This window comes from Streptomyces sp. NPDC004051 (assembly GCF_053604275.1).
Genome location: NZ_JBSGHG010000012.1, coordinates 34,992 through 59,327 on the forward strand (window position 1 = coordinate 34,992; position 24,336 = coordinate 59,327).

At 71.0% G+C, this 24,336-nt stretch carries 25 protein-coding genes and 7 tRNA genes; 20 read left to right on the forward strand and 12 right to left on the reverse strand.

From position 1 onward, the window contains the following. Window positions 1-4 precede the first annotated feature (4 nt). Window positions 5-1,459, reverse strand: coding sequence for a protein kinase domain-containing protein (locus ACWEQO_RS15385; protein WP_452983119.1), 1,455 nt, complete (start codon window positions 1,457-1,459; stop codon window positions 5-7). A gap of 196 nt (window positions 1,460-1,655) precedes the next feature. On the opposite strand from ACWEQO_RS15385, the gene ACWEQO_RS15390 reads away from it, so the two are divergent. The 4 genes from ACWEQO_RS15390 (at window position 1,656) to ACWEQO_RS15405 (ending at window position 3,867) form a co-directional block, all read left to right on the forward strand. After that, on the forward strand, window positions 1,656-1,886 hold the full coding sequence (locus ACWEQO_RS15390) for a hypothetical protein (RefSeq protein WP_361459410.1): 231 nt from the start codon (window positions 1,656-1,658) through the stop codon (window positions 1,884-1,886). Between the two features lie 284 nt (window positions 1,887-2,170). Continuing rightward, window positions 2,171-2,380 carry a hypothetical protein gene (locus ACWEQO_RS15395; RefSeq protein ID WP_361459412.1) on the forward strand — a complete coding sequence of 70 codons (210 nt, stop codon included), beginning with the start codon at window positions 2,171-2,173 and terminating at the stop codon, window positions 2,378-2,380. A 190-nt stretch (window positions 2,381-2,570) separates the two neighbouring features. Beyond that, entirely contained in the window at window positions 2,571-3,503 is a 933-nt protein-coding gene (locus ACWEQO_RS15400) for a phosphotransferase enzyme family protein (protein ID WP_452983123.1), read from the forward strand. A gap of 79 nt (window positions 3,504-3,582) precedes the next feature. Beyond that, on the forward strand, window positions 3,583-3,867 hold the full coding sequence (locus ACWEQO_RS15405) for a TFIIB-type zinc ribbon-containing protein (RefSeq protein ID WP_361459416.1): 285 nt from the start codon (window positions 3,583-3,585) through the stop codon (window positions 3,865-3,867). Window positions 3,868-3,925: 58 nt separating this feature from the next. On the opposite strand, the gene ACWEQO_RS15410 is transcribed toward ACWEQO_RS15405, so the two are convergent. The 5 genes from ACWEQO_RS15410 to ACWEQO_RS15430 form a co-directional block, all read right to left on the reverse strand. Continuing rightward, window positions 3,926-3,997, reverse strand: a tRNA-Val gene (locus ACWEQO_RS15410). Between the two features lie 43 nt (window positions 3,998-4,040). Further along, window positions 4,041-4,112, reverse strand: a tRNA-Val gene (locus tag ACWEQO_RS15415). 19 nt (window positions 4,113-4,131) lie between these two features. Then, a tRNA-Val gene (locus tag ACWEQO_RS15420) sits at window positions 4,132-4,203 on the reverse strand. A gap of 1 nt (window position 4,204) precedes the next feature. Next, window positions 4,205-4,278, reverse strand: a tRNA-Cys gene (locus tag ACWEQO_RS15425). A gap of 36 nt (window positions 4,279-4,314) precedes the next feature. Further along, window positions 4,315-4,387 (reverse strand) — tRNA-Gly (locus ACWEQO_RS15430). A gap of 155 nt (window positions 4,388-4,542) precedes the next feature. On the opposite strand from ACWEQO_RS15430, the gene ACWEQO_RS15435 reads away from it, so the two are divergent. The 3 genes from ACWEQO_RS15435 to ACWEQO_RS15445 are packed head-to-tail and all read left to right on the forward strand — an operon-like array spanning window position 4,543 to window position 7,296. Continuing rightward, window positions 4,543-5,595 (forward strand): chorismate-binding protein, encoded by a 1,053-nt coding sequence (locus ACWEQO_RS15435; protein ID WP_452983127.1) that lies wholly within the window; start codon window positions 4,543-4,545, stop codon window positions 5,593-5,595. Further along, window positions 5,592-6,413, forward strand: coding sequence for an aminotransferase class IV (locus ACWEQO_RS15440; protein ID WP_452983130.1), 822 nt, complete (start codon window positions 5,592-5,594; stop codon window positions 6,411-6,413). The genes ACWEQO_RS15435 and ACWEQO_RS15440 overlap by 4 nt, the downstream gene beginning before the upstream one ends. Before the next feature lie 52 nt (window positions 6,414-6,465). Next, window positions 6,466-7,296, forward strand: a complete 831-nt coding sequence (locus ACWEQO_RS15445) for a GNAT family N-acetyltransferase (RefSeq protein WP_452983133.1) — start codon at window positions 6,466-6,468, stop codon at window positions 7,294-7,296. Between the two features lie 57 nt (window positions 7,297-7,353). Here the strand turns inward: ACWEQO_RS15445 and ACWEQO_RS15450 are convergent, their stop codons facing one another. After that, entirely contained in the window at window positions 7,354-7,872 is a 519-nt protein-coding gene (locus tag ACWEQO_RS15450; RefSeq protein WP_361461747.1) for a DsbA family protein, read from the reverse strand. Window positions 7,873-8,139: 267 nt separating this feature from the next. On the opposite strand from ACWEQO_RS15450, the gene ACWEQO_RS15455 reads away from it, so the two are divergent. Both ACWEQO_RS15455 and ACWEQO_RS15460 read left to right on the forward strand, forming a co-directional pair. Then, window positions 8,140-8,589 carry a hypothetical protein gene (locus tag ACWEQO_RS15455; protein WP_452983137.1) on the forward strand — a complete coding sequence of 150 codons (450 nt, stop codon included), beginning with the start codon at window positions 8,140-8,142 and terminating at the stop codon, window positions 8,587-8,589. Between the two features lie 191 nt (window positions 8,590-8,780). Then, complete coding sequence (locus tag ACWEQO_RS15460) at window positions 8,781-8,933, forward strand: hypothetical protein (RefSeq protein ID WP_361461751.1); 153 nt, start codon at window positions 8,781-8,783, stop codon at window positions 8,931-8,933. 148 nt (window positions 8,934-9,081) lie between these two features. Here ACWEQO_RS15460 and ACWEQO_RS15465 read toward each other — a convergent pair whose 3' ends face one another. After that, a complete protein-coding gene (locus ACWEQO_RS15465) occupies window positions 9,082-9,642 on the reverse strand; it encodes a CGNR zinc finger domain-containing protein (RefSeq protein ID WP_361461754.1) in 561 nt (186 codons plus the stop codon). A 285-nt stretch (window positions 9,643-9,927) separates the two neighbouring features. After that, window positions 9,928-10,341 carry an SsgA family sporulation/cell division regulator gene (locus ACWEQO_RS15470; protein ID WP_004002642.1) on the reverse strand — a complete coding sequence of 138 codons (414 nt, stop codon included), beginning with the start codon at window positions 10,339-10,341 and terminating at the stop codon, window positions 9,928-9,930. 191 nt (window positions 10,342-10,532) lie between these two features. Here ACWEQO_RS15470 and ACWEQO_RS15475 point away from each other — a divergent pair, with 191 nt between their 5' ends. Continuing rightward, on the forward strand, window positions 10,533-10,994 hold the full coding sequence (locus tag ACWEQO_RS15475) for a TIGR02611 family protein (protein ID WP_361461756.1): 462 nt from the start codon (window positions 10,533-10,535) through the stop codon (window positions 10,992-10,994). Between the two features lie 79 nt (window positions 10,995-11,073). After that, a tRNA-Val gene (locus ACWEQO_RS15480) sits at window positions 11,074-11,145 on the forward strand. On the opposite strand, the gene ACWEQO_RS15485 is transcribed toward ACWEQO_RS15480, so the two are convergent. After that, on the reverse strand, window positions 11,119-11,271 hold the full coding sequence (locus ACWEQO_RS15485) for a hypothetical protein (protein ID WP_452983141.1): 153 nt from the start codon (window positions 11,269-11,271) through the stop codon (window positions 11,119-11,121). The genes ACWEQO_RS15480 and ACWEQO_RS15485 overlap by 27 nt on opposite strands. A 257-nt stretch (window positions 11,272-11,528) precedes the next feature. Between ACWEQO_RS15485 and ACWEQO_RS15490 the strand changes: the two genes are divergently transcribed. The 7 genes from ACWEQO_RS15490 (at window position 11,529) to ACWEQO_RS15520 (ending at window position 18,888) form a co-directional block, all read left to right on the forward strand. Beyond that, window positions 11,529-12,851, forward strand: a complete 1,323-nt coding sequence (locus ACWEQO_RS15490) for an ABC transporter substrate-binding protein (protein WP_361461761.1) — start codon at window positions 11,529-11,531, stop codon at window positions 12,849-12,851. Continuing rightward, complete coding sequence (locus ACWEQO_RS15495) at window positions 12,851-13,852, forward strand: carbohydrate ABC transporter permease (protein ID WP_452983144.1); 1,002 nt, start codon at window positions 12,851-12,853, stop codon at window positions 13,850-13,852. Before ACWEQO_RS15490 ends, ACWEQO_RS15495 begins: the two co-directional genes overlap by 1 nt. After that, a complete protein-coding gene (locus ACWEQO_RS15500) occupies window positions 13,849-14,781 on the forward strand; it encodes a carbohydrate ABC transporter permease (RefSeq protein WP_452983147.1) in 933 nt (310 codons plus the stop codon). The genes ACWEQO_RS15495 and ACWEQO_RS15500 overlap by 4 nt, the downstream gene beginning before the upstream one ends. 42 nt (window positions 14,782-14,823) lie before the next feature. Beyond that, window positions 14,824-15,438: a hypothetical protein gene (locus ACWEQO_RS15505; protein ID WP_452983337.1), complete on the forward strand. Its 615-nt coding sequence runs from the start codon at window positions 14,824-14,826 to the stop codon at window positions 15,436-15,438. A gap of 101 nt (window positions 15,439-15,539) precedes the next feature. Further along, window positions 15,540-18,275, forward strand: coding sequence for an exo-rhamnogalacturonan lyase family protein (locus ACWEQO_RS15510; protein ID WP_452983150.1), 2,736 nt, complete (start codon window positions 15,540-15,542; stop codon window positions 18,273-18,275). A gap of 40 nt (window positions 18,276-18,315) precedes the next feature. Then, window positions 18,316-18,777, forward strand: a complete 462-nt coding sequence (locus tag ACWEQO_RS15515; protein ID WP_361461772.1) for an SRPBCC family protein — start codon at window positions 18,316-18,318, stop codon at window positions 18,775-18,777. Window positions 18,778-18,816: 39 nt separating this feature from the next. Next, window positions 18,817-18,888 (forward strand) — tRNA-Val (locus ACWEQO_RS15520). A 76-nt stretch (window positions 18,889-18,964) separates the two neighbouring features. Here the strand turns inward: ACWEQO_RS15520 and ACWEQO_RS15525 are convergent. After that, complete coding sequence (locus tag ACWEQO_RS15525) at window positions 18,965-19,690, reverse strand: exonuclease domain-containing protein (RefSeq protein WP_452983153.1); 726 nt, start codon at window positions 19,688-19,690, stop codon at window positions 18,965-18,967. Window positions 19,691-19,973: 283 nt separating this feature from the next. Here ACWEQO_RS15525 and thrS point away from each other — a divergent pair, with 283 nt between their 5' ends. Further along, window positions 19,974-21,950, forward strand: coding sequence for a threonine--tRNA ligase (thrS, locus tag ACWEQO_RS15530; RefSeq protein WP_452983156.1), 1,977 nt, complete (start codon window positions 19,974-19,976; stop codon window positions 21,948-21,950). A 148-nt stretch (window positions 21,951-22,098) separates the two neighbouring features. Beyond that, complete coding sequence (locus ACWEQO_RS15535) at window positions 22,099-22,647, forward strand: HIT family protein (RefSeq protein WP_452983159.1); 549 nt, start codon at window positions 22,099-22,101, stop codon at window positions 22,645-22,647. Window position 22,648: 1 nt separating this feature from the next. Here ACWEQO_RS15535 and ACWEQO_RS15540 read toward each other — a convergent pair whose 3' ends face one another. Next, complete coding sequence (locus ACWEQO_RS15540) at window positions 22,649-24,304, reverse strand: hypothetical protein (RefSeq protein WP_361461783.1); 1,656 nt, start codon at window positions 24,302-24,304, stop codon at window positions 22,649-22,651. Window positions 24,305-24,336: the final 32 nt, after the last annotated feature.

Sequence of the window (24,336 nt, forward strand, 5' to 3'; positions counted from 1 at the left end):
CGGGTCAGCCGTCCCGGTCCGGCGTCGACGCGTACCGCTCGGCCGTGAGGTCGTCCGGGGCCTGCGGCCCGTAGCCACCCTGGTCGCCTTGCTCCTGCTGGGTCCGCGCACCGGTGCCGCCGTCGCCGTCGTCACCGAGTCCGTGTGCCGGGCCCTGGCAGCCCTGGACCAGGGCGATGCCGACCGCGACGACCAGCGTCACCACGACGAACACGAACAGCCGCTGCCGGAGCAGCCGCGGATTGGCCGGCCGCAGCCCGCCACCCGCCGTCCGGGGCCCGGGACGGCGGGAACCGGTGCCCGACCGGGACGGGTTCCGCGCCCCCGACGTGGACCGCGGGCCGGACCGGGACGGCGTACCACCGCGCGAGGCGCCCCCGCGTGACGCACCGCCCCCGCGCGCCGCGGGCACCCGCCGGTCGCCGCGCCGCGGCGACTGCCCGCTCCCGGCCGGAGCGGCGCCGCGTCCGGCGGACGACCCGGACGGCGGGGGAGTGACCCGGCCCCCGGACGTGCCCTGTGGGCCCGGGGCCCGGCGCCGCACCCGGTCCGGAGGGGTGCCGGACTGCCGTCCGGTCACCCGCTCCGGCTCCGGGCCACGGGGCGCGGGCGGACGCACGTCGGCGAATCCCTGGCTCTCCCGCGCGGCGATCTCCTTGAGCCGCAGCGACAACTGGAGGGTGCTGGGCCGCTCCTCGGGATCCTTCGCCAGACAGGCACGGACGAGCGGCGCCAACGCGTCCGGGACGTCGTCCAGGTGGGCCTCCTCGTGCACGACGCGGTACAGCATCACCTCGGAACTGCCGTGCCCGAAGGGCGAGTCGCCCATCGACGCGTACGCGAGCGTGGCACCCAGCGAGAACACGTCCGTGGCCGGGGTGACGGCCGCGCCGCGCACCTGTTCCGGGGCGAGGAAACCGGGGGAGCCGACGGCCGTGCCGACGTGGGTGAGCGTCGAGGCGCCGGTGGCCCAGGCGATGCCGAAGTCGATGATCCGCGGCCCCTTCGGGGACAGCAGGATGTTGGACGGCTTCAGGTCCCGGTGCACCACCCCGGCCTCGTGCACGGCGACCAGCCCCTCCGACAGGGCCGCGCCGACCGCGGCGACCTCGGCCGCGCCGAGCGGCCCCCCGTCGGCGACCCGGTCGTGCAGCGACGGGCCGGGCACGTACTGCGTGGCGAACCACGGCCGGTCCGCGTCCAGGTCGGCGGCGACCAGGCGGGCCGTGCACCCGCCGCGGATCCGGCGCGCGGCGGAGACCTCGCGGGCGAACCGCGAACGGAACTCCTGGTCCTCCGCCAGATCGGGCCGGATCACCTTCAGGGCCACCCGCTGCCCCTTCTTGTCGGAGCCCAGGTAGACGACGCCCATCCCGCCCGCGCCGAGTCGTCGGTGAAGTCGGAAAGAGCCGACGACGCGCGGGTCCTCGCGCCTCAGGCGCATCATCGCCATGTTCATCCCCGCTGCCCGGTCCTGTGACGTTCCTCAGCTTACGTTTCCCCGGGCGTCCGTGCGCAGAGGCCGCGCCCTCTCGCGACGACGGATTGTCAGTGGCGGGTGGGAAACTCGAAGAGTGGTCGGGGAAGGCGCGAGCAGGCCGGGCCCGCGCCCGAGCATGATCCCAACCGCTCGACACCGAAGGGGGATTGATCAAGTGAAGGGCGATCGTGTGGAGATAGTCGTGGACGCGGGGGACACGACGCGGACGTACGAGGTGATAGCGAGCCGGGCGGGCCGCAGGGTGGAGACGGCGGTGCGCCGGGGCGTGGTGGAAGTGAGTGAAGTCACGCGTACGGGCTCGGTGGTGCGGACCGCCCGTTTCATGGCGAACCGCGTGCTCGCACTGGTCGAGCAGCCGGTGCCGAGGGCGGACGACTCCGAGTAGGCGGGGGCGGGCGGGGCGGCCCGGTGCGGCCGCCCCCTCGGGGATGTCCCTGACATGGAGGAGACCGTCTCCACCCAGGGGAGTACACCGCGGGGCACGGCTCATCCTCCGGGAGGCCCGGTAATCGGTACGAGGGCATGACGTCCGGGCGGCGCCCTGCCCCTAGATTTGAGATCGAACGGCGGGTACGGCACTCGTCCCCCGAGGCCGGACGCCCGCCGCCGTTCGAGGCGCACAACGGCGCCTGAAGCAGCATGACAACAGAAACGGTCAGGAGAGGGGTCATGGCCCACACGGCACCGCGGACGCTCGTCCGCACGCGGATACAGCAGGCGGGCACCGCCGCGTTCCGCCCACGCCGCGAGGGCCGTCGCCACCCCGTGGTGGCGACGCTCATGGCCCTCCCCCTGGCGGCCCTGCTCCTCCTCGTCTTCGACGGGTGGGAGACGGTGGCCACACAGGCGTCGTCCGTGGGAGAGATGCTGGGGCGCTGAGCGGCGACCCCAGGCCCGGAAGAGCGGTCCGGGCGGGGACATCCACCCATGAAACCCCGTGGGGACGGGGGTGCGGCGGACGGCACAAATGCCGGCGCAGCTGGGGAGCTGCGCCGGCACTTTTCTGTGCCCGAGCCGGCTCGCGCGGCCCCCCGCGTACCCTCTCCCCAGGCCGCATCCAGGGAGCCCCGTGACAGCCACCACCCTCCTGCCCGAACTCACCGCCCGGGCCGAGGCCATCGCCCACACCCGCACCCCCGCCTGCTCCTGCGGGGAGACCGGCACCCTGGCCGACCGCCCGGACGGCACCGTCGTCCGGCACGCGGACACCGTCGTGAAGGCCCACGCCCCGGACACCGACACCGATGAGCTGGCCCGGCGCCTCACCCTCTCCGCCGGGCTCCCGGACGTGTTCCTGCCCCCGCTCGGACCGGAACCGGTCGACCTGCACGGACGCCTCGTGACCTGCTGGCCGTACGGCAGCCCGGTCGACCCGGACGATCCCGACGCCGCCCCCTGGGAGGCCGTCGGCACGCTGCTCGCCCTGCTGCACCGCACACCCGTGCCCGGGTCGGCGCCGAGGATGCGCGGTCCCCTCAAGGCGGCCCGTGCCGTCGCAGGGCTCCGTGCCGTCGGCGATCACCCGGCCGCGGCTCCCGTGCTGCGGGCCTGGGCCGCCCTGCCCGCCTGGGCCCGGGCCGAGGCGCCCATGCCGCAGCCGGCCGCCCTGTGCCACGGCGACCTCCACCTGGGCCAGCTGGTGCGCCTGCCCGAGGGGCCCTGGCGGCTGATAGACATCGACGATCTCGGCACGGGCGCCCCCGCCTGGGACCTCGCACGCCCCGCGTCCTGGTTCGCCTGCGGGCTGCTGCCGGATGAGGAGTGGACACGGTTCCTCGACGCCTACCGGACCGCGGGCGGAAACGCGCTCGGCCCGGGGGACGACCCCTGGACCGCCCTGGACGTCCCGGCCCGCGCCCTCACCGTGCAGACCGCCGCGCGGACGGTCACCAAGGCCGTGGGGGAGGGGCGGGACCTGGACGAGCTGGACCGTGCCGTGGTCGACGCCTGCCGGCGCATGGCCGCGGTCCCGGGCCGGTCGACGCACCCGTCGACGAAGTAGGGTGCAACCGACCGCAGCCGGACGGAGTCTGTCCAGGCGAAACACGAAGCAGGGCCGACCGGCGAGGAGTTGACCGAACATGCAGTGTCCGAAGTGTCGTGCGCCGATGCACACCTACAACCGCAACGGTGTCCAGATCGAGCAGTGCAGCGGCTGTCGGGGCATCTTCCTCGACTACGGCGAACTCGAGTCGCTGACCCGGCTGGAGGCCCAGTGGTCCCAGCCCGCGCCGCCGCCCGCGCCGCCCGCCGCCCCGCAGGCGTACCCGGCGGCGCCGCAGCCCGCCTGGGGAGCCCCGCACGGCGGCCACCACTACGGCCACCACCGGAACAAGGGCTTCGGCCGCATGCTGTTCTCGTCCTGACCGCACCCCGGGGACGACGGAACCCCCGGCCGCTGGGCGGCCGGGGGTTCCGGGGCGGTGGACGATACTGGGATTGAACCAGTGACCTCTTCCGTGTCAGGGAAGCGCTCTCCCGCTGAGCTAATCGTCCTCGGGACCGCGATCGCTCCGAGGAGCGGATCACGGACGGTGCGTGCGCGATACTGGGATTGAACCAGTGACCTCTTCCGTGTCAGGGAAGCGCTCTCCCGCTGAGCTAATCGCGCGGAGGATCCGAAGATCCAGTGGACGATACTGGGATTGAACCAGTGACCTCTTCCGTGTCAGGGAAGCGCTCTCCCGCTGAGCTAATCGTCCATGGAGGTGGAGACGGGATTTGAACCCGTGTAGACGGCTTTGCAGGCCGTTGCCTCGCCTCTCGGCCACTCCACCAGGAGCGTGGGGGCCCGGGAGGCCCCCGTTCCTTCGAGCGGACGACGAGGTTCGAACTCGCGACCTCAACCTTGGCAAGGTTGCGCTCTACCAACTGAGCTACGTCCGCCTGTCGGTCCGGTCCGCTTCCGCGTCCCGGCGACGTGGTGAACTCTAGCGGATTCCGGGGCCAGTACAAAAACCCGTTTGTGCAGCGTGCTGCGCTGCGCCCGCTCACGGACACGGCCAGGTCACCTCGGCGTCCCCCGCCATAGACTCGACGACGTGCTCGATCTCCCGCCCCTCGCCCGTTTCGGCAGCCGCGTGGCCACCGGACTCCTCGACGTCACCGACGATCCCGCGGCACTGGATTCCCGTGGCTTCTGGGCCGTCTGCGCGGACTTCGAAGGCCGTCTGACCTGCGCGCGCTTCCGGGACGTCCGCGAGCAGCCGGTGCCCGCGCCGGTGCCCGGCGGCTGGCGGGGGCCCGCCGTCGACGACTGGACGTCCTCCCTCGACCACGAGGCGTACGTGGCCGGCGTCCGGCGCATCCGCGAGCACATAGCCGCCGGCGAGGTGTACCAGGCCAACCTCTGCCGGGTGCTCTCCGCCCCCGTCCCGGCCGACGCCGACGTGGACGCCCTCACCGCCCTGCTGGCACGCGGCAACCCGGCCCCGTACGCGGGAACGATCCGCCTGCCCGGACACGGTGTGGAGATCGCCACCGCGTCACCCGAACTCTTCCTGAGCCGCGCGGGGCGCACCGTCGAGTCCGGGCCGATCAAGGGCACCGGCCGCACCGAGGCCGACCTCCTGGACAAGGACCACGCCGAGAACGTGATGATCGTGGACCTCGTCCGCAACGACCTCGGACAGGTCTGCGCCACCGGCAGCGTCACGGTGCCCGACCTGTGCGCCGTCGAGAAGCATCCGGGGCTGGTGCACCTGGTCTCCACGGTGCGGGGCGAACTGCGGCCCGGGGCCGGCTGGCCCGAGCTGTTCGCGGCCGCGTTCCCGCCCGGCTCCGTCACCGGCGCACCCAAGTCGAGCGCCCTGCGGATCATCGGCGCCCTGGAACGGACGCCCCGCGGTCCGTACTGCGGCGGCATCGGCTGGGTCGACGCCGACCGGGGCACCGCCGAGCTGGCGGTGGGCATCCGTACCTTCTGGATCGACCGGCGGGTGGACGGCGCCGCCGTGCTCCGGTTCGGCACCGGCGCCGGCATCACCTGGGGATCGGACCCGGAGCGGGAGTGGCGGGAGACCGAACTGAAGGCGTCCCGGCTGCTCGCGGTAGCGTCGGGCGGGCACGAGGTGAACGAAGGGACCCAAAGGTGAAGATCTGGCTCGACGGCGGGCTGCAGGACACCGAGTCCGCCCGCGTTTCCGTCTTCGACCACGGACTGACCGTGGGCGACGGCATCTTCGAGACGGTGAAGGCCGTGAACGGCAGGCCGTTCGCGCTGACCCGGCATCTGGACCGGCTGGCCCGCTCGGCCCGCGGCCTCGGTCTGCCCGAACCCGACGCCGACGAGGTCCGCCGCGCCTGCGCGGCCGTCCTCGAGGCCAACCCGATGCCGTTCGGCCGACTGCGCATCACCTACACCGGCGGTCACGGCCCGCTCGGCTCCGACCGCGGCGAACACGGCCCGACGCTCCTCGTCGCCCTGGGCGAGACCGCTCGCCGTCCCGACTCCACCGCCGTGATCACCGTCCCCTGGACCCGCAACGAGCGCGGCGCGCTCACCGGCCTGAAGACCACCTCCTACGCCGAGAACGTGGTCGCCCTCGCCCGCGCCCGCGAACAGGGCGCCTCCGAGGCCCTGTTCGGCAACACGGTCGGCTGGCTCTGCGAGGGCACGGGCTCGAACGTCTTCGTCGTCCTGGACGGCGAGATCCACACCCCGCCGGTCGCCTCCGGCTGCCTCGCGGGCATCACCCGGGCGCTGGCCGTCGAGTGGACCGGCGCCGCCGAGACCGATCTGCCGATGGACGTCCTCCAGCGGGCCGACGAGATCTTCCTCACCTCCACCCTGCGGGACGTACAGGCCGTGCACCGCGTCGACGACCGTGAACTGCCGGGCGCGCCGGGCCCGGTGACCGCCAAGGCCATGCGGATCTTCGACGAGCACGCCACGGCCGACCTGGATCCGTGAACGTGCGGAAATTCGGCTGACCCGACGGGCCGCAGTGGGTAGAACACCGGTCATGACCACGACCCTGCGGCCGGTCGAGCCGCTCCAGGAGAATCCCGACGGCACGCGTTCCCGCCGCTACCAGGTGTGCGTGAACAGTCGTCCCGTCGGACGCGTGCGGCTCGGCACCGAGCCCGCCTCCGGCGCCGCCGTGGCCCGGATCATGAGTCTGCGGATCGAGGAGCCGGACCGCCGGCGCGGCCGGGGCACGGTGGCCGCGCTCGCCGCCGAGGAGATCGCGCGGAGCTGGGGCTGCCGCCGCATCGAGGCGAGCGTCCCCGCCGACCCCGGTGCCGACGCCGCCTTCCGCCTGGCCACGGCGCTCGGCTACGTCGTACGCAACTACGCCATGGAGAAGGTGCTGGGCGACGCCCCGCCCGCCCTGCCGGAGGGCAGCCGCGCACGGCCGATGACCGAGGCCGAGTACGGCCCGTGGTCCGCCAAGAGCGAGGCGGACTACGCGCGGAGCTGGGCCGAGCGCGGCGTGCCGGAGGCCGAGGCGCGGGCCAAGGCAGCCGGGGACCATGCCGCGCTGCTGCCCGACGGACTCAGGACCGAGGGCATGCTCCTCAGCGTCCTCGAACACCGGGGCACACCCGTGGGCACCCTGTGGCTCGCGGTGCACGGGGAGCGGGCATACGTGTTCGACGTCGAGACCACCGCCGCGCACCGCGGCCAGGGGCACGGACGCTCCCTCATGCGGCTCGCCGAGGCCCAGGCGGTCGCCGCCGGGAAACGGGCCGTCGGACTCAACGTCTTCACGGGCAACACCCCGGCGGAGCGGCTCTACGCCTCGCTCGGCTACCGGACGACGCGGTACGCGATGTACAAGCCCCTGCTGTGACGGGGACACGGGGCAGGTGGGGCCGCCTCGTGGAGGCCGGACGACCCCGGTCCGTCCCTACTGCTCGGCCAGCAGCCGGTCCGTGATCTCCTCGATGCGCTCGCGCAGACCCTCCTGGCTCTTGCCGCCGTCGAGGCGCTCGCCACCGATGACATAGGTCGGAGTTCCGGTCACCCCGATCGCCTTGCCCTCGGCCTGGTCCGCGTCCACGATCAGGATGTGCCGGCCGTCGATCAGCGCGGTGTCGAACTCCTCGGCGTCCAGTCCGAGTTCCCGGGCGACCTGGACCAGGAAGGGTTCTCCCCCACGGGCCAGTTCCTCGACCCGCCCCAGCACGGCCTCGACGTACGCCCAGCCCCGCCCCTGCTCGACCGCCTCCTCGACGGCCTGCGCGGCGGCGAAGGCGTGCTTGTGCTTCTCCAGCGGGAAATGCCGCAGCCGCACCTCCAGACGGTCGCCGTAACGGGCCCGCAGGGCGCGCAGATCGTCGAGGGCGCCGCGGCAGTCGGGGCACTGCAGCTCGCACCACACGTCGAGAACGGGGGCGGCGGCACGGTCGGGGGAGGAGTCACTCATGGCGGACAGTCTCCCAGCCCCGCCCCGCGGCACCCAACCGGACCTCGGGCGATCGTCCCTGCCGGGCCCGACATGGGGGTACGGCACACCGGCACCTGGGGAGGAGCCGACCCGGAGATGTCCCTGATCCGCGATCGGAGCATGGCCCGACAAGGTCCGAAAGGTGCAGGATGGAAGGGCACGCGGCGCTTGCTGTCACGCGCTCGTCGGCACGTGCTGGTTGTCACGTGCCCGTCGCCACCGAACCGACCCTGCCTGGAGGACCGGATGATTGCCGAGACCGTCTGTGCCGCCGTCTCCGCGGCCGGCCTGGGCATCGCGCTGATCACGGCGTGGCGCAAGCGTTTCCTCGCCGCGACCCGCATCGCCGCCTACTCCCTCATTCCCATCGGCCTGGTGATGACCGGCGTCGTCAAGTGGCTGGCCGGCACCGCCTTCAGTCCCACGGCCTGGGCCGGCTTCGGACTGCTGGGCCTGGCCTGGGTGCTGTTCATGACCACGCGAGCGGTGGAGCGCCGTCGCGGCGGCACACGCGAGGAGCGGAAGGGACGCAAGGAGCGCCGCTCGGCCGGGGCGGCCGCTCAGCCCGGAGCGGTGGCCCCGAACGCCTCGGCGCCCTCACTGGGCCAGGGCTCCCGCCCGGCGTCCCGGCCCGCGGCCGGAGGCGAGGACGACTTCAGCGACATCGAGGCGATCCTCAAGAAGCACGGCATATGAAGGTGCCGCTCCGCAGGTGACGGGCGCGACGCCGGGCTGCACCGGGGGAACGGCTGAAACGTCACAGTCGGTCCCGGAGCACCCGTAAACGATCGTGATTCGGGCCGTATGTCACGGAATCAGTGAACTCGCGTTCACTCTCTGAGTGGTGATCGCGTCGGGCGCTTTCGATGCGCCATGATCGCCGCGAGATGCTGGACACGACACAGAGCGAGGCCGCGCCGCCGCAGGAAGAGCCGCGCGGATGCCTCTTCGCCCTTTCCCAGCCACCGCTGATGATCTTCCTTGCGGTGATCGGGTGTCTGCTGCTCATGGCTGCCCTGCACGACCTGCTGTGGCTGTGAGCCGTACCCGCGGTACCCGGCGCCACCCGTCGGGACCGCGTCGGCACGGCATCGAATCCCTTCCCGTTCCCACGCCGGGACCGCCGGGGCCATCAGGCCCGCCCGTAACCGGTCCCGCCGGGTACGACGGCTGGAGAGACCCCGGCGGTCAGCCCGCCGCCTCCTTGCGCCGCGCCCGGTACGCGGCGACGTGCAGGCGGTTCCCGCAGGTGCGGCTGTCGCAGTAGCGGCGCGAGCGGTTGCGGGAGAGGTCGACGAAGGCGTGCCGGCAGTCCGGGGCCTCACAGCGCCGCAGCCGCTCCCGCTCACCGGCGACCACGAAGAAGGCCAGCGCCATTCCGCAGTCCGCGGCCAGGTGGTCGGTGATCGAGGCGCCGGGGGCGAAGTAGTGCACATGCCAGTCGTAGCCGTCGTGATCGGTGAGCCGGGGCGTGGTGCCCGCGGCCGCGACCAGTTCGTTGATCAGTTTGGCGGCGGTGTGGGCGTCGGGGGCGGCGAAGACCGCCGCGAACCGTCCACGGAGCCTGCGCACCGCCGACAGGTCGAACTCCGTGAGGACCCCGACCTCACTGACCTGGTGCGAGTGCACGAAGCTCTCGAGCGCCGCGACGTCCGGCAGTCCGTCCGGTGCCGAGTCGTCCTCCGGTGCGGTGTTCACCAGATCCACCACGGTGTCCAGCGCGCACCGGGTGTCGTGGGTGATCAGCACGATTCGCTCCCTGGCCTGAGGGTCGGGCGGGCGCCCGCCGATGCTGGCCGATGGTAGTGGCTCCCGCAACCCCGACCCCTGTCCGGCCCGCACGCGGCTTCGGAACGCCACACGGGGAAGTCGGTCAGGGCCCTCGATCACCCCGCTCGGCCGGGACATGGGCACAACACAACGGCGCCGGCCGCGGTGCCCGCGGTGTCGGCGCCGGTGCGTGCCGTCGCACGGCTGTCAGGGCCCGCGCCGTCTCCCCGAGTCGACGGCGCCGGGCGGTCCGGTGAACCCTCCCTAGCTTTCCGCCAGGATGTGTGAGAGTTCCTGGTCGAGATCGAAGTGCCGGTGTTCCGTGCCGGGAGGCACGGCGGCATCCGTGCGCTTCAGGAAGGACTCCAGAGCCCGTGCCGGGGCCTCGAGCAGGGCCTCCCCCTCCGGGGAGCTCAGGGCGATGCAGACGACGCCCTGACCATGACTGCGCGATGGCCAGACGCGGACGTCGCCGGTGCCCGTGGGGCGGTGAAGTCCCTCGGCGAGGAGGTCGCGGGCGAACACCCACTCGACGGTTTCCTCGGCTCCGGTGTGAAAAGTGGCGTGCACGGCGTAGGGGTCGGCCGTGTCGTACCGCAGGCCTGCGGGGACAGGCAGGGAGGACTCGCTCGACACAACGAGGCGCAGGTGCAGCTCGCAGCTGACCGTGGTGTTCATAAGCGCCAGGGCCTTTCGCTCAGTGTGCGCTCGGGGATTCGCACGTCGGCGAAATCGACATGCCACCTACGGTGCCGTTGTAAACCCCTCTGGGTGTTTTGCGTCGGTATACGTAACTCAACCGGCCGAGGGATCATTCGCCCGGTGCGCTCGTTCCGGTGACCGGACCGGCTCCGGTAGTGTTCGGCGGTATGAACACGGGGAGTGACTCACCCGGCGAGGCGGCCATGACGGCGGATCGGGCGGGGACGGACGGGGCGGACCAGGCGAAGGACGAGCGTGCGCTGGGCTCGCGGGCGCCGGCGTTCGTCCAGGCGCGGCGCGCCCTGCACATGAGCTGGCAGGTCGGCGTCTTCATCGTGGGGCTCGCGGTGGTGGCGGCCGGTGCCGCCATGCTGGTGCTGCCCGGGCCGGGATGGGTGGTGATCTTCGCCGGCATGGCGATCTGGGCGACGGAGTTCGTCTGGGCCCAGCTGGTGCTCCGGTGGACCAAGCGCAAGGTCACCGAGGCGGCGCAGCGCGCCCTCGACCCGCGGGTGCGGCGCCGGAACATCATCCTGACCTCGATCGGTCTGGTCATCGCGGCCGCGTTGAGCGTGGCCTATCTGTGGAAGTTCGGCCTGGTGATGCCCTGGGAGATCAAGAACCAGTGAGCCGGGGCGGGGGCGCGGCGACCGGCCACCCGCCCGTCACGGGCACTGGCTGACATGGGGTAATGTTCTTCCTGCGTCCGGGCGATTAGCTCAGTGGGAGAGCGCTTCGTTCACACCGAAGAGGTCACTGGTTCGAACCCAGTATCGCCCACCGGATCGCGGTACGGCCCGGCTCACCGACGGTGAGCCGGGCCGTACCGCGTTTGCGGACGGGGGCGGCACGGCCGTCCCCGTCCGCGTCCCCTGTCTCGTCCGCGCCGCCTGCGTCGGCCTTCATTCAACCGTGACCTTCCCGAGCCCGTGTCCCGGCGGGCCCTCCGGCGTTCGGCCCGTCGGACACACCTGCGCAGACCTGCCCCTTTCCGTCCCCGTCCACGGGGGGAGCGGCGGGCCGTCGCCGGTCGCGCCCGATCACCGCGCCCGGTGATTCCTGTCCGAATCATTGACGCGCCCGTGGGCCCTCCGTACCTTGTGCCAGCAAGCGCTTACTTGAAACGATTCACGAGACGGACGCGACGGCGCGGGGAGGCTCGTATGCGGCAGGGCGGGAGCGGCGGGACCACGGAGGGGCGGGCCGAGGGGCGGGTCGGGAGGCGGACGGTCCTCAAGGCGGCGGGCGTCTCGCTGGCCGTCGCTGGAGTGGGGGCCACCGCCACCGCCTGTGGTGGCGGCAGCGGCTCGGGGGACGGGACGGTGACGCTCCGTTACTCGTGGTGGGGTGCCGAGGACCGGGCCGAGCGCATCAACAAGACCATCGCGCTTTTCGAGAAGAAGTACCCGAAGATCAAGATCAAGACCGACTTCCAGCCATACAGCGACTTCTGGAAGAAGTTCAACACACAGGCCTCCGGGGGGAATCCACCGGATGTATTCCAGAACGCCATCGGATTTCTGCGCAAATACGATGCGAAGAACGTTCTGCTCGACCTCAGCGGGCAGGTCGAGGCCGGCAACCTCTCCATGGACGGGTTCCGGGCGGGCCTGGAGAAGTTCGGTGAGATCGACGGCAAGCTCCTCGGCGTGCCCGTGGGGTCGAACTCGATGGCCCTGGTCATCGACAAGCCCGTCTTCACCCGGGCCGGTGTCACACCCGAACAGGGCTGGACCTGGGACGACTTCGACGAGGCGATGGCGAGGATCCGGGACAGGACCGGGCGGGCCGGGGACAGCGGCATGTACGGGGTCATGTACCTCTACGACCTGTACCTGCGGCAGAACGGCAAGGCGTTCTTCACCGAGGACGGTCTGGGATTCACCGAGGCGGATCTCACCCGGTGGTGGACCAAGGCCGAGAAGGGCGTCAAGTCCGGCCTGTTCGCCGACCCGAGGAAGGCCGCCCAGATCAAGCCCAAGTCGGCGCTCTCCGGTGAACTCGCCGGATCCGAGTTCACCTGGGACAACTTCACCGTCCGCTACACCTCCGAGGGCAAGAGCGAGTACGGTCTCGCGCCCGTCCCGACCACGGACGGCAGGAGGACCGGCCAGTACCTCGGCTCCCTGATGCTGAGCGCCTCCAGGCGCACCCGGCACCCCGAGGAGGTCGCCCGGTTCATCGACTTCATGGTGCACGACCCCGAGGTCGCCGAGATCATGGGATACGACCGCGGTGTGCCCACCACGCAGGCACAGTACGACGCGTACCGGCCGACCGACCCGGTCGACAAGGCGATCGCCGCCTACGAGGAGTCCCTCGTCGACGCGGGTGTCCTGGAGCCCATCACCCCGCATCCGAACGGCGCCGACATCTGCGAGGCCGCGTTCCTGCGCATCGCGGAGGAACTGGGGCTGGGCAAGCGCTCCGTGGCGGACGCCGTCAAGCAGTTCTTCACCGAGTCGAAGACGGCTCTCGCCGGCTGATGGGAACCGCCGTGACACACGCCCCTGCGACGGAGGCCCCGCCCCGGGGCCCCGAGCCGCGGCACGGTCCGGTGAAGTCCCCGCGCTCCGCCGCCCTGAAGCGGCGGGGCCGCCGGGAGAACCTGGCCGGCTACCTCTTCATGTCCCCCTGGATCGCCGGGTTCCTGCTGCTGACGGCAGGCCCGATGATCGCCTCCCTGTACTTCGCGTTCACCGACTACAACCTGTTCGACGCTCCCCGATGGATCGGCCTGGACAACTTCTCCGAGATGTTCGCCGACCCGCGCTGGCGCCATTCGGTGCGGGTCACGCTCTGGTACGTGGCCGTCGGTACGCCGATCAAGCTGATCGCCGCGCTCGGGGTGGCGTTGCTGCTGGCCCAGAAGCGGCGCGGGCAGGCCTTCTACCGGGCCGCCTTCTACGCGCCGTCGCTGATCGGGGCGAGTGTCTCCGTCGCCATCGTGTGGAAGGCGATCTTCTCCGACGACGCGATCGTCGACCGTACGCAGAAACTCTTCGGCATCGGGGTCGGCGGCTGGACCGGCGACCCGGACCTGATCATCTACAGCCTGGTGGCGCTCACCGTCTGGCAGTTCGGCGCCCCCATGGTCATCTTCCTGGCCGGCCTGAAGCAGGTGCCGCGCGAGCTGTACGAGGCGGCCGACGTCGACGGGGCGGGCAGGCTGCGGCAGTTCTGGAACATCACCCTGCCGATGATCTCCCCGGTGCTCTTCTTCAACGTCCTGCTGGAGACCATCCACTCCTTCCAGATCTTCAGCTCGGCCTACATCGTCGGCGGCGGCGCCGGAGGCAACGCCTGCGGCCCCGCGGACGGCACGATGGTCTACACCTGTTATCTGTACGTCCAGGGTTTCGAGAACAGCCGGATGGGCCTGGCCTCCGCCATGGCGTGGGTGCTGCTGGTCGGGGTCGCCCTGGTCACCGCGGTGTTGTTCCGGTCCCAGAAACGCTGGGTGCACTACGAGGAGGGCGGCCGATGAGCTCCCCCGATCTCTCGGCTCCGTCCGGCCGGGGGGCGCCCCCGCCGGCCACCGGCGTCACACCGGCCCGCTCCCCGCTGACGACGGCCTCGCGGCGCAGACTCCGCGGCTCGCTGGCCTGGCACCTCGGGGCGCTGGCGATTCTCGCGGTGATCCTCTACCCGGTGATCTGGGTCATCGGCGGGTCGTTCAAGAAGAGCGAGGACATCGTCGGCAGCCTGGACCTCTTCCCGGGTGACCCGGTCACCTCGAACTACACCAGCCTCGCCGACGGCATCGCGGACATCCCGATCTCCACGTTCTTCTTCAACTCGCTCTTCCTCTCGGTGGGTTCGGTGATCGGGATCGTGGTGTCCTGTTCGCTGACCGCCTACGCCTTCGCGAAGATCAGGTTCGCCGGCCGCAATCTGCTCTTCACGCTGATGATCGGCACGCTGCTGCTGCCGTACCACGTGCTGCTCATCCCGCAGTACGTGCTCTTCCGCAACATGGACATGATCAATACGTACACCCCGCTCCTGCTGGGGAAGTACCTGGCCACGGAGGCGTTCTTCGTCTTCCTGATGGTGCAGTTCATGCGCAACCTGCCCAGGGAACTCGACGAGGCGGCACGCCTCGACGGCTGCGGGCACTTCCGCGTCTACTGGTCGATCGTGCTCCCGCTGTGCCGTCCCGCGTTGATCACCAGTGCCATCTTCACCTTCATCAACGCCTGGAACGACTTCATGGGCCCGCTGATCTACCTCAACGAGCCCGGCAAGTACACGGTCTCCCTCGGCCTGAAGATGTTCGTCGACCAGGAGGCGCTGGCGAACTACGGCGGCATGATCGCCATGTCCCTCGTCGCGCTCCTGCCGGTGCTGGCCTTCTTCCTGGCCTTCCAGCGCTACCTCATCGACGGCATGGCCACGTCCGGCCTGAAGGGCTGAGGTGAACCGCGCATGGCTGAACCGAGCATGACCGAACCGCGCATGACCGAACCGATCAGGGCCACGGCGCGGGCCGAGGCCCTCCGGGAACGCGGCGAGTCGCTGTTCACCGGCCGGTTCGCCCTGTTCGCCGAGTGCCTGCTCACCGGAGTGTGGATCGCGCTGGCCTCGCTGCCGCTCGTGACCTACCCCGCCGCGTTCGCGGCCGGTGCGCGGCACCTCGGGCGCCGGCTCGCTCACGAGCGCGGCGGGCTGCGGGAGTTCGCGGCCGACTTCCGGTCGGCGCTGCGCGGCGGGTGGCTCGTCGGACTCGCCGGATGGGCCGTCCTCGCCGTGGTGTGGGTGGACGTACGGGCCGTACGGGCCGGGCTGCCCGGTGGCGCCCTCGTGGCCGCCGTCGGGGTGTTCGCCCTGATCACGGCGGTCGTCGCCGGACTGCGCGCGGCGACCGAGTGGCGGCCCGGCGCCTCCTGGCGGTCGCTGCTCGCGCGGGCCGGCCGCCGCACCGTGCTCGACCCGGCCGGATCCTTCCTGATCGTCGGCGGGCTGGCCGTGGTGGTCTGCTCCGCCTGGTTCAGCGCACCGCTCGCGCTCCCCGTCCTGGGAGCCGTCGCGGCGGCGGCCGTCGCCGTGGAAGAGCGCTACCGGCACCGCTGACGCGCGCGGTGCCTCGCGTACCAGGGCCGACGCCCCGGCGTCGCGCCCCTTCCTGTCATGCCCTTGGCATCACGATGCGTCCCGCACGGAAAGGAAAGGCCATGTCCCCCGTCCCCCGCAGGTCCCTCCTGAAGGCAGCCGCCGTGGCAGGCGCCGCCGCCCAGTTCGGCTGGGCGCTCGGCGCACGCGATGCCACCGCCGCACCGAGAGCCGAAACCTCCGCCGACGACCCCGTGACCCTGGACTGGCTCGAGGACGGCGGCCTCGGCGCGGCACCCGGCTCCACCGTCGGCGTGCCCTGGCCCAGGGGCCTCCACCGGGAGGACCAGACCTTCGCCCTGGCCGACGCCGACGGCAAGGCCGTACCCGTCCAGTCCTGGCCGATCGCCCACTGGCCCGACGGCTCCCTCAAGTGGACCGCACACGCCGTGAGTTCGGGCTCCGGCACACTCACCCTCACCACCGGCACCCCCGCGGCACCGAAGAAGAAGGTCACCGTCGGCAAACGCGGCGGCACCATCGACGTGTCGACCGGCGTCATCACCGCGAGAATCGGAAAATCCGGCACCACGATCGTCAAGTCCGTCACCCGCGGCTCGACCGAGATCGCCAGGAACGGACGCCTCGTCCTGCTGCGCCAGCCCGAGTTCGAGGACGGCGACCAGACCACCGTCAGGACCGAGCGCTTCGACGGCGCCATCACCGACGTCACCGTCGAACAGGAAGGACCGGTCCGCGCCGTCGTCCGCATCGAGGGCAAGCACCGCAAGGGGCAGCGCAGTTGGCTCCCCTTCTCCCTCCGCCTCTACTTCTACGCGGGCTCCGACTCCTTCCGCATGGTGCACACCATCACCTACGACGGACAGCAGGAACCCGGCAGGGCGAGCGGCGACTTCATCCGCGGCATCGGCGTCCGCTTCTCCGTGCCGATGCGCGACGAGACCTACGACCGGCACATCCGCATCGGCGGCGAGGGCACCGGCCTGCTGCGCGAAGCCGTCAAGGGAATCACCGGACTGCGCCGCGACCCGGGAGAGGCCGTGCAGGCGGCCCAGTACGCGGGGGAGAAGCTGCCCGACCCCGCCACCTGGGACCAACGCGTCACCACCCGCCTGCAGTACATCCCCGAATGGGGCGACTACACCCTCGCCCAGCTCTCCGCCGACGGCTTCGCCCTGCGCAAGCGCACCGAGAAGGGCTACGGCTGGATCGGCGCCGGCGGCGGCAGACGCGCCTCCGGCTTCGGCTACGTCGGCGGGGCCGGCGGCGGACTCTCCTTCGGCCTGCGCGACTTCTGGCAGAAACACCCCGCCCAGCTCGACATCCGCGACGCCCACACCGACGAGGCCGAGGTCACCCTCTGGCTCTGGTCACCCGAAGCGCAGCCCATGGACCTGCGCTTCTACCACGACGGCATGGGCCAGGACACCTTCCCCGAACAGCTCGAAGGCCTCAACATCACCTACGAGGACTACGAGCCCGGATTCGGCACCCCCTACGGCATCGCCCGCACCTCCGAACTCCTCTTCTGGGCCAACGAGTCGACCCCGAACGCCGACCGCCTCGCCGAGCAGGTCGAAGCCGTCCGCGTCCTCCCGCAACTCGCCGCACCGCCCCGGCAGCTCATCGGCGCCAAGGTGTTCGGCCCCGGCCTGTACGCCGAACCCGACCGCTCCACCCCGGCCAAGGCGAAGATCGAGGACCACCTCGACTTCCTCTTCACCTACTACAAGAACCAGGTGGAGATGCGCCGTTGGTACGGCTTCTGGGACTACGGCGACATCATGCACACCTACGACACCGTCCGCCACCAGTGGCGCTACGACGTCGGCGGCTACGCCTGGGACAACTCCGAACTCTCGCCCGACCTCTGGCTCTGGTACGCCTACCTGCGCTCCGGCCGCGCCGACATCTTCCGCTTCGCCGAGGCCATGACCCGGCACACCGGCGAGGTCGACGTCTACCACCTGGGCAAGTGGGCCGGCCTCGGCACCCGGCACGGCGTCCAGCACTTCGCCGACAGCGCCAAACAGCAGCGCATCGCCAACACCACCTACCGGCGGTACTACTACTTCCTCACCGCCGACGAACGCGTCGGCGACCTGATGCACGCCAACGTCGACTCCGACGAGACCTTCCTCGCCCTGGACCCCCTGCGCAAGATCCGCACCGAGCCGTACACCCCCGACCGCCACGCCCTGTCGATCGGCTTCGGCACCGACTGGAGCGGCCTGGTCTCCGCCTGGCTCACCGAGTGGGAACGCCGGGGCCCCCAGTGGAAGAAGGCCAGGGCACGCGTCCTGTCCACCATGGAGACCATCGCCGCCCAGCCCAACGGCTTCGTCCAGGGCAGCGGCCTGTACGACCTGGACACCGGCAGATTCGCGGTCGCCAACACCCCGAAGGTCGAGGTCTCCCACCTGTCGGCCGTCTTCGGCCTGAACGAACTGTGCGCCGAACTCATCGACCTCGTCGACATGCCGGAGTTCAACGAGGCGTACTACGACTACTGCCGCTACTTCAACGCGAGCAAGGCGGAACAGGCGGCACGCTACGGCAGCGACTTCGGCAACCTGATCCTCTTCCAGGGCCACTCCCGCCTGGACGCCTACGCCGCCGTGCAGACCGGCGACGCCGAACTCGCCGACCGGGCCTGGGAGAAGTTCTACAACTCCGACGGCTACCGGGAGTCCGCCCCCTGGAGGACCGAGAGGGTCACCGGCCCGACCGCCCTGGTGGCCGGCGGCGAGGCGACCTGGGTGTCCACCAACGACACCGCGCTCTACGGCCTCGCCGCCATCGAGAACCTGGCCCTGCTCGGCGACCGGATGCCGTAGCGGACCGCACGACGCGGGCGCGGGCGGGCACACTCCGTCCATGGACCGGAACCATTACCGCTTCCGCAGTCTGTGGACCCTGCCCGCGCCCGTGCCCGCCGTGTACCGCGCCCTGGAACGCGTCGAGGACTACCCCCGCTGGTGGCCGCAGGTGAAGGAGGTCACCCGACTCGCCGACACCGCCGGCGGGAGCGCGGGGATTCTCCGGATCCGCTCCGTGCTGCCGCTCTCCCTGGTGACGACCGTGCGGGAGACGAGGCGCGACCCCGCGGCCGGAATCCTGGAAGTCGCCCTGTCCGGGGACATCGACGGCTGGGCCCGCTGGACCGTCGTCCCCCGGGGCCCCGGCACCACCCTCGCCCGCTACGCCCAGGAGGTCGACGTCCGCACACCCCTGCTGCGCCGCCTCGCCCGGCCGGGACGGCCCGTCTTCCGCGCGAACCACGCACTCATGATGCGGGCCGGGCGGCGCGGCCTGGCAGCCCATCTGCAAGCGGTTTGAACCAAGCGCGCCCGGACCTGTATTGTTCAGTCCGTTCCCGGGCGATTAGCTCAGTGGGAGAGCGCTTCGTTCACACCGAAGAGGTCACTGGTTCGAACCCAGTATCGCCCACCGGGAAAGCCGGTCCGCCCCAGGCGGACCGGCTTTTTGCATGCCCCGACCGGCTCCACGCACCCCCGACCGGGCCTCACGCGGCCCTCGGCAGGTCCGGGCGCAGCGGCCAGGCCGGGTCCACCGCCTCCTGCGTGCCGTTCCGGGCGAACCAGGACGTCAGCCCCCGGGCCTGGCCCGCGTGCCACACCGCCTGCAACGTGTGGAGCTCGCCGGGGGACAGGCGCTCCAGCCGGGACGCGAAGCGGCGGCCCACCGCACGAGTGACCTCCAGCGCCGCCGCCGCGCCCTCGGCCGCGCCGGGCGCGCCCTCCGACGGGACGCCGTAGAGCGCACACAGGTCGGTGAGCGTGCGGCCGCCCTTGCGGTAGCGGTCCAGATGCCCATCGAGGACCCGCGGGTCCAGCACCCACAGCGGTGTCCGCTCGAACCAGCGGCTCAGCGGCGCGGCCCGATGACGGCGCAACTCCCGGTCCAGCAGGGTGAGACCGAACGGGGCGTTCAGCACCACCAGCGGCCGGCCCACCCTCGCCTGCTCGGCCAGCGCCTCCACCACCTCGTACATCACCGGTGCCGGCCAGCGGCCGTTGTGCTGCAGATGCTCGTCCGTCAGCCCGTGCGCCTCGGTCGCCGCGGCCGGCACCGGCACCCCCGGGTTGACCAGCCAGCGGCTGACCCGCGGCCGGGTGCCCGGCGCGTCCTGGACGACGACGGCGGCCGACACGATCCGGTCGGCTTCGACGTCCATCCCCGTCGTCTCCGTGTCGAAGGCGGCCAGCGGCCCCTCGTACCAGCACCTCATACCCACCAACCCCTCGCGCGCCGTCGGCAGTTGACCTCCAGTCCGCTGCCCGCTCCGGTGATACCCGGTCGGCGCGCGCCGTACGCGGGCGCCGGCCGCGGGTGCTCGCGGGAACCGGGCCGGACGCATGCCGGTCACGCTCGGTGACGATCCGTTTCGCACCCGGTACGGGCCGGTCGCGGGGGAATGATTTCGCGCCCGACCGGTTCGGGTCGGTACGATCGCACCCGTGCGTGCGCTCAGGTATGGCGTCGCAGCCAAAGCCTTCAGTCAGGAGAGACCGGTGTCAGACGTCCGTGTGATCATCCAACGCGATTCCGAGCGGGACGAGCGCGTGGTGACGACGGGCACCACGGCCGCCGAGCTCTTCGCAGGCGAGCGCTCGATCATCGCGGCGCGGGTGGCCGGTGAGCTCAAGGACCTCGCCTACGAGGTCAAGGACGGCGAGACCGTCGAGGGCGTGGAGATCTCCTCCGAGGACGGCCTGAACATCCTGCGCCACTCCACCGCGCACGTCATGGCACAGGCCGTGCAGGAACTGTTCCCCGAGGCCAAGCTGGGCATCGGCCCGCCGGTCAAGGACGGCTTCTACTACGACTTCGACGTCGACGAGCCCTTCCACCCCGATGACCTCAAGGCCATCGAGAAGCGCATGCAGGAGATCCAGAAGCGCGGTCAGCGCTTCTCCCGCCGCGTGGTCACCGACGACGAGGCCCGCGAGGAGCTCGCCGACGAGCCGTACAAGCTGGAACTGATCGGCATCAAGGGTTCCGCGTCGCACGACGACGGCGCGGACGTCGAGGTCGGCGCCGGCGAGCTGACGATCTACGACAACCTGGACGCCAAGACCGGCGAGCTGTGCTGGCGGGACCTCTGCCGTGGCCCGCACCTGCCGACGACCCGGAACATCCCGGCGTTCAAGCTCATGCGCAACGCCTCGGCGTACTGGCGCGGCAGCGAGAAGAACAAGCAGCTCCAGCGCATCTACGGCACCGCTTGGCCGACCAAGGACGAACTGAAGGCGCACCTGGAGTTCCTCGCCGAGGCCGAGAAGCGCGACCACCGCAAGCTCGGCAGCGAGCTCGACCTGTTCTCCATCCCCGAGCAGATCGGCTCCGGCCTCGCCGTCTTCCACCCCAAGGGCGGCGTCATCCGTCGGGTCATGGAGGACTACTCGCGGCGCAGGCACGAGGAGGAGGGCTACGAGTTCGTCTACACCCCGCACGCGACGAAGGGGAAGCTCTTCGAGACCTCGGGCCACCTGGACTGGTACGCCGACGGCATGTACCCGCCCATGCAGCTCGACGAGGGCGTGGACTACTACCTCAAGCCCATGAACTGCCCGATGCACAACCTGATCTTCGATGCGCGCGGCCGGTCGTACCGTGAACTGCCGCTGCGCCTGTTCGAGTTCGGGACCGTGTACCGCTACGAGAAGTCGGGCGTCGTGCACGGTCTGACCCGCGCCCGCGGCTTCACCCAGGACGACGCGCACATCTACTGCACCCGCGAGCAGATGTCCGAGGAGCTCGACAAGACCCTCACCTTCGTCCTGAACCTGCTGCGCGACTACGGTCTGACCGACTTCTACCTGGAGCTGTCCACCAAGGACCCGGAGAAGTTCGTCGGCAGCGACGAGGCGTGGGAGGAGGCCACCGAGACCCTTCGCCAGGTCGCCGAGAAGCAGGGCCTGCCGCTGGTCCCGGACCCGGGCGGCGCCGCCTTCTACGGACCGAAGATCTCCGTGCAGGCCCGCGACGCCATCGGCCGTACCTGGCAGATGTCCACGATCCAGCTCGACTTCAACCTGCCGGAGCGCTTCGACCTGGAGTACACCGCCGCGGACGGCTCCAAGACCCGCCCGGTCATGATCCACCGCGCGCTGTTCGGCTCCATCGAGCGGTTCTTCGCGGTGCTCCTCGAGCACTACGCGGGCGCCTTCCCGGCATGGCTGGCACCGGTGCAGGCGGTGGGCATCCCGGTGGGCGACGCCCACGTGGAGTACCTGGAGAAGTTCGCCGCGGACGCGAGGAAGCAGGGCCTGCGGGTCGAGGTGGACTCCTCCTCGGACCGCATGCAGAAGAAGATCCGCACGCAGCAGAAGCTCAAGGTCCCGTTCATGATCATCGTCGGTGACGACGACATGAACGCGGGCACGGTGTCGTTCCGCTACCGCGACGGTTCGCAGGAGAACGGCATTCCGCGTGACGAAGCGCTGGCGAAGCTCGTTGATGTGGTGGAGCGTCGCGTTCAGGTCTGATGTGGTCCCCGCCTGAGCGGGGGTGGTCCCGACCTCTGCCGTGGTCTGCACCTGCCGACTACCTGCTCCCCGCCCGTGCGGGGATCGGCCCCCGGGGGTTCCCGGGGGCCTTTGCCGTTCCCCCGTAACGACGCCATATGCTGCACGCATGACGAGTGAGCCGGAGCAGCAGTCGGGAGTGGGTACGCAGGACGCGTTCCAGCGTCTGTGGACGCCCCACCGGATGGCCTACATCCAGGGCGAGAACAAGCCGAGCGGCCCGGGCGCCGACGACGGCTGTCCCTTCTGCTCCATTCCGGCCAAGTCCGACGAGGACGGGCTGATCATCAAGCGCGGCGAGCTGGTCTACGCCGTGCTCAACCTCTATCCCTACACGGGCGGCCACCTGATGACGGTGCCGTACCGCCACGTCGCCGACTACACGGAGCTCACGACGGGGGAGACGGCGGAGCTCGCCGAGTTCACCAAGCACGCGATGAGCGCCCTGCGCACCGCCTCCGGCGCGCACGGCTTCAACATCGGCATGAACCAGGGCACGGTCGCGGGCGCAGGCATCGCCGCGCACCTGCACCAGCACGTCGTGCCCCGCTGGGGCGGCGACACCAACTTCATGCCCGTGATCGGCCACACGAAGGTGCTGCCGCAGCTGCTGGGCGACACCCGCAAGATGCTGGCGGAGGCCTGGCCGACGGACTGACCTAGGCGTCGTACACGTCGGCCTTCCTGGGTGCCGCTTCCTGGACGGCTCCGCTCAGGCCCGCCGAGCGGGCGCCGAACTTCTCCGTGTCCACACCGTTCTCCTGCAGCACCTTGATCGCCGCCGAGTGCACCGCCCGCAGGACCGGTGTGGCGGCGCGCAGCGCGTCGTCGGCCATGAAACGGTGTCGCCACGGCTTGTCGGCCCAGGCGTGCCGCAGGCCGAAGGGCTCGGGCAGCGAGAGCTTGCCGCCCAGCCAGTACAGCAGCGGCGGGTACCAGGTCAGCGGCGCCCGGGCGGCCAGGCGCACCACCTCGTCCGCGTCGACCAGGGGGAGCTTCACCGTCCGGGTCTCCCAGAACCTGACGGACTTCTGGACCGTCTTCTCCTTGGCCGCCGGCTTGCTGGTGAACAGGGAGTGCACCGGTCCCAGGGCGTGCCCGGTGACCTCGATGCGCAGCGTCTCGTGCAGTACCGTCACCGTGATCAGCATGGTGAGGACCAGTTGGCCGTCCCAGAGCGTCCACTGCACGCCCAGGTAGTGCCGGTCGCCCGCGCCGAACTGCTGGTTGTTGCAGATCTCCTGTATGGCGTGCTGCTTGACCTGGTACGCCTCGACGTCGGTGCCCTCGGGCCGGGACACCCCGTCCGCGTTCTCCCCGATGGGGGTGACGATCCAGTGCCGTACCGAGGGCTTGGTGAAGCCGCCGGTGTGCAGCGGACCGCGCTCCAGCATGCGCAGCCGGTCGTGGATGGCCTTGATCACGTCCCAGCTGCGGAACGGGTTGATCTCCCGGTCCGGATCGGCCGGTACGAGCTCCTCGGCGAGCTGCCAGCTGCCCCAGCGCGTGCCCATGCCCAGTATCCCCTTGGGGCCGGCGTAGAACACGGAGTTGGACTGCTGTTCGGCGCTGAGCCGGGCCAGCGACTGGCGCAACTGCTCGGCGGCCGTCTCACCGGGGCTGCTCGGCACCGCTTCGGGCACCTTGGCGCCCACGCTGCCGCCGGAGAGCAGGCTGCTCCAGCGCTCCCTGAGGTCTTGCGCCGTGCGCTCGCAGATCCGCTTGGCCCAGAACCAGCCCACCACCGGGGCGACGACCGACGCGCGCGCGTACCAGCCCCAGAACCCGTCGAAGGGCATCCGGACCAGGAAGATCACCGCGAGGACGCCCACCGCGACCAGGAGCGTGGTGGCGAGTGCGCCGGCCCGCTTGTCCTCGCGCCTGGCGATGGTGGTGCGGATCTGGAAGACCAGCAGCCACACCAGCAGTCCGGGCAGGAACAGCAGGCCGCACAGCACCATCACGGCACTCAGCCAGTTGTCCCGGTCCCGCCGGATGCGGTGCGCCGCGAGGCTGTGCTCCACCACCACCTGGGGGTGGGCGCCGAAGGACTGGATGAGCGGTGCCCGCCCGGAGCCCAGCATCCGGTCGATGATCGCCCGGGAGAACGCCTCGCCCAGGTTCGGCCGGAACAGCGCGATCCTGGGCTTGTCGACGGACGACTTGTGCCACTCGTTGTCGGCCTTGAGTATCTCCTCGACCTCGTTGTCCCGGTAGGCCGCCGAGGCCAGGGCGAACGTCGGGGTCTGTCCCTCGTCGCCGGTGCGTGGCACCTGCGGACCGAAGAACTCCGCGTAACCGCCCTCAACGGTCATTCCCGCCCCCGATCGCCGCGACTGTCGTCTTG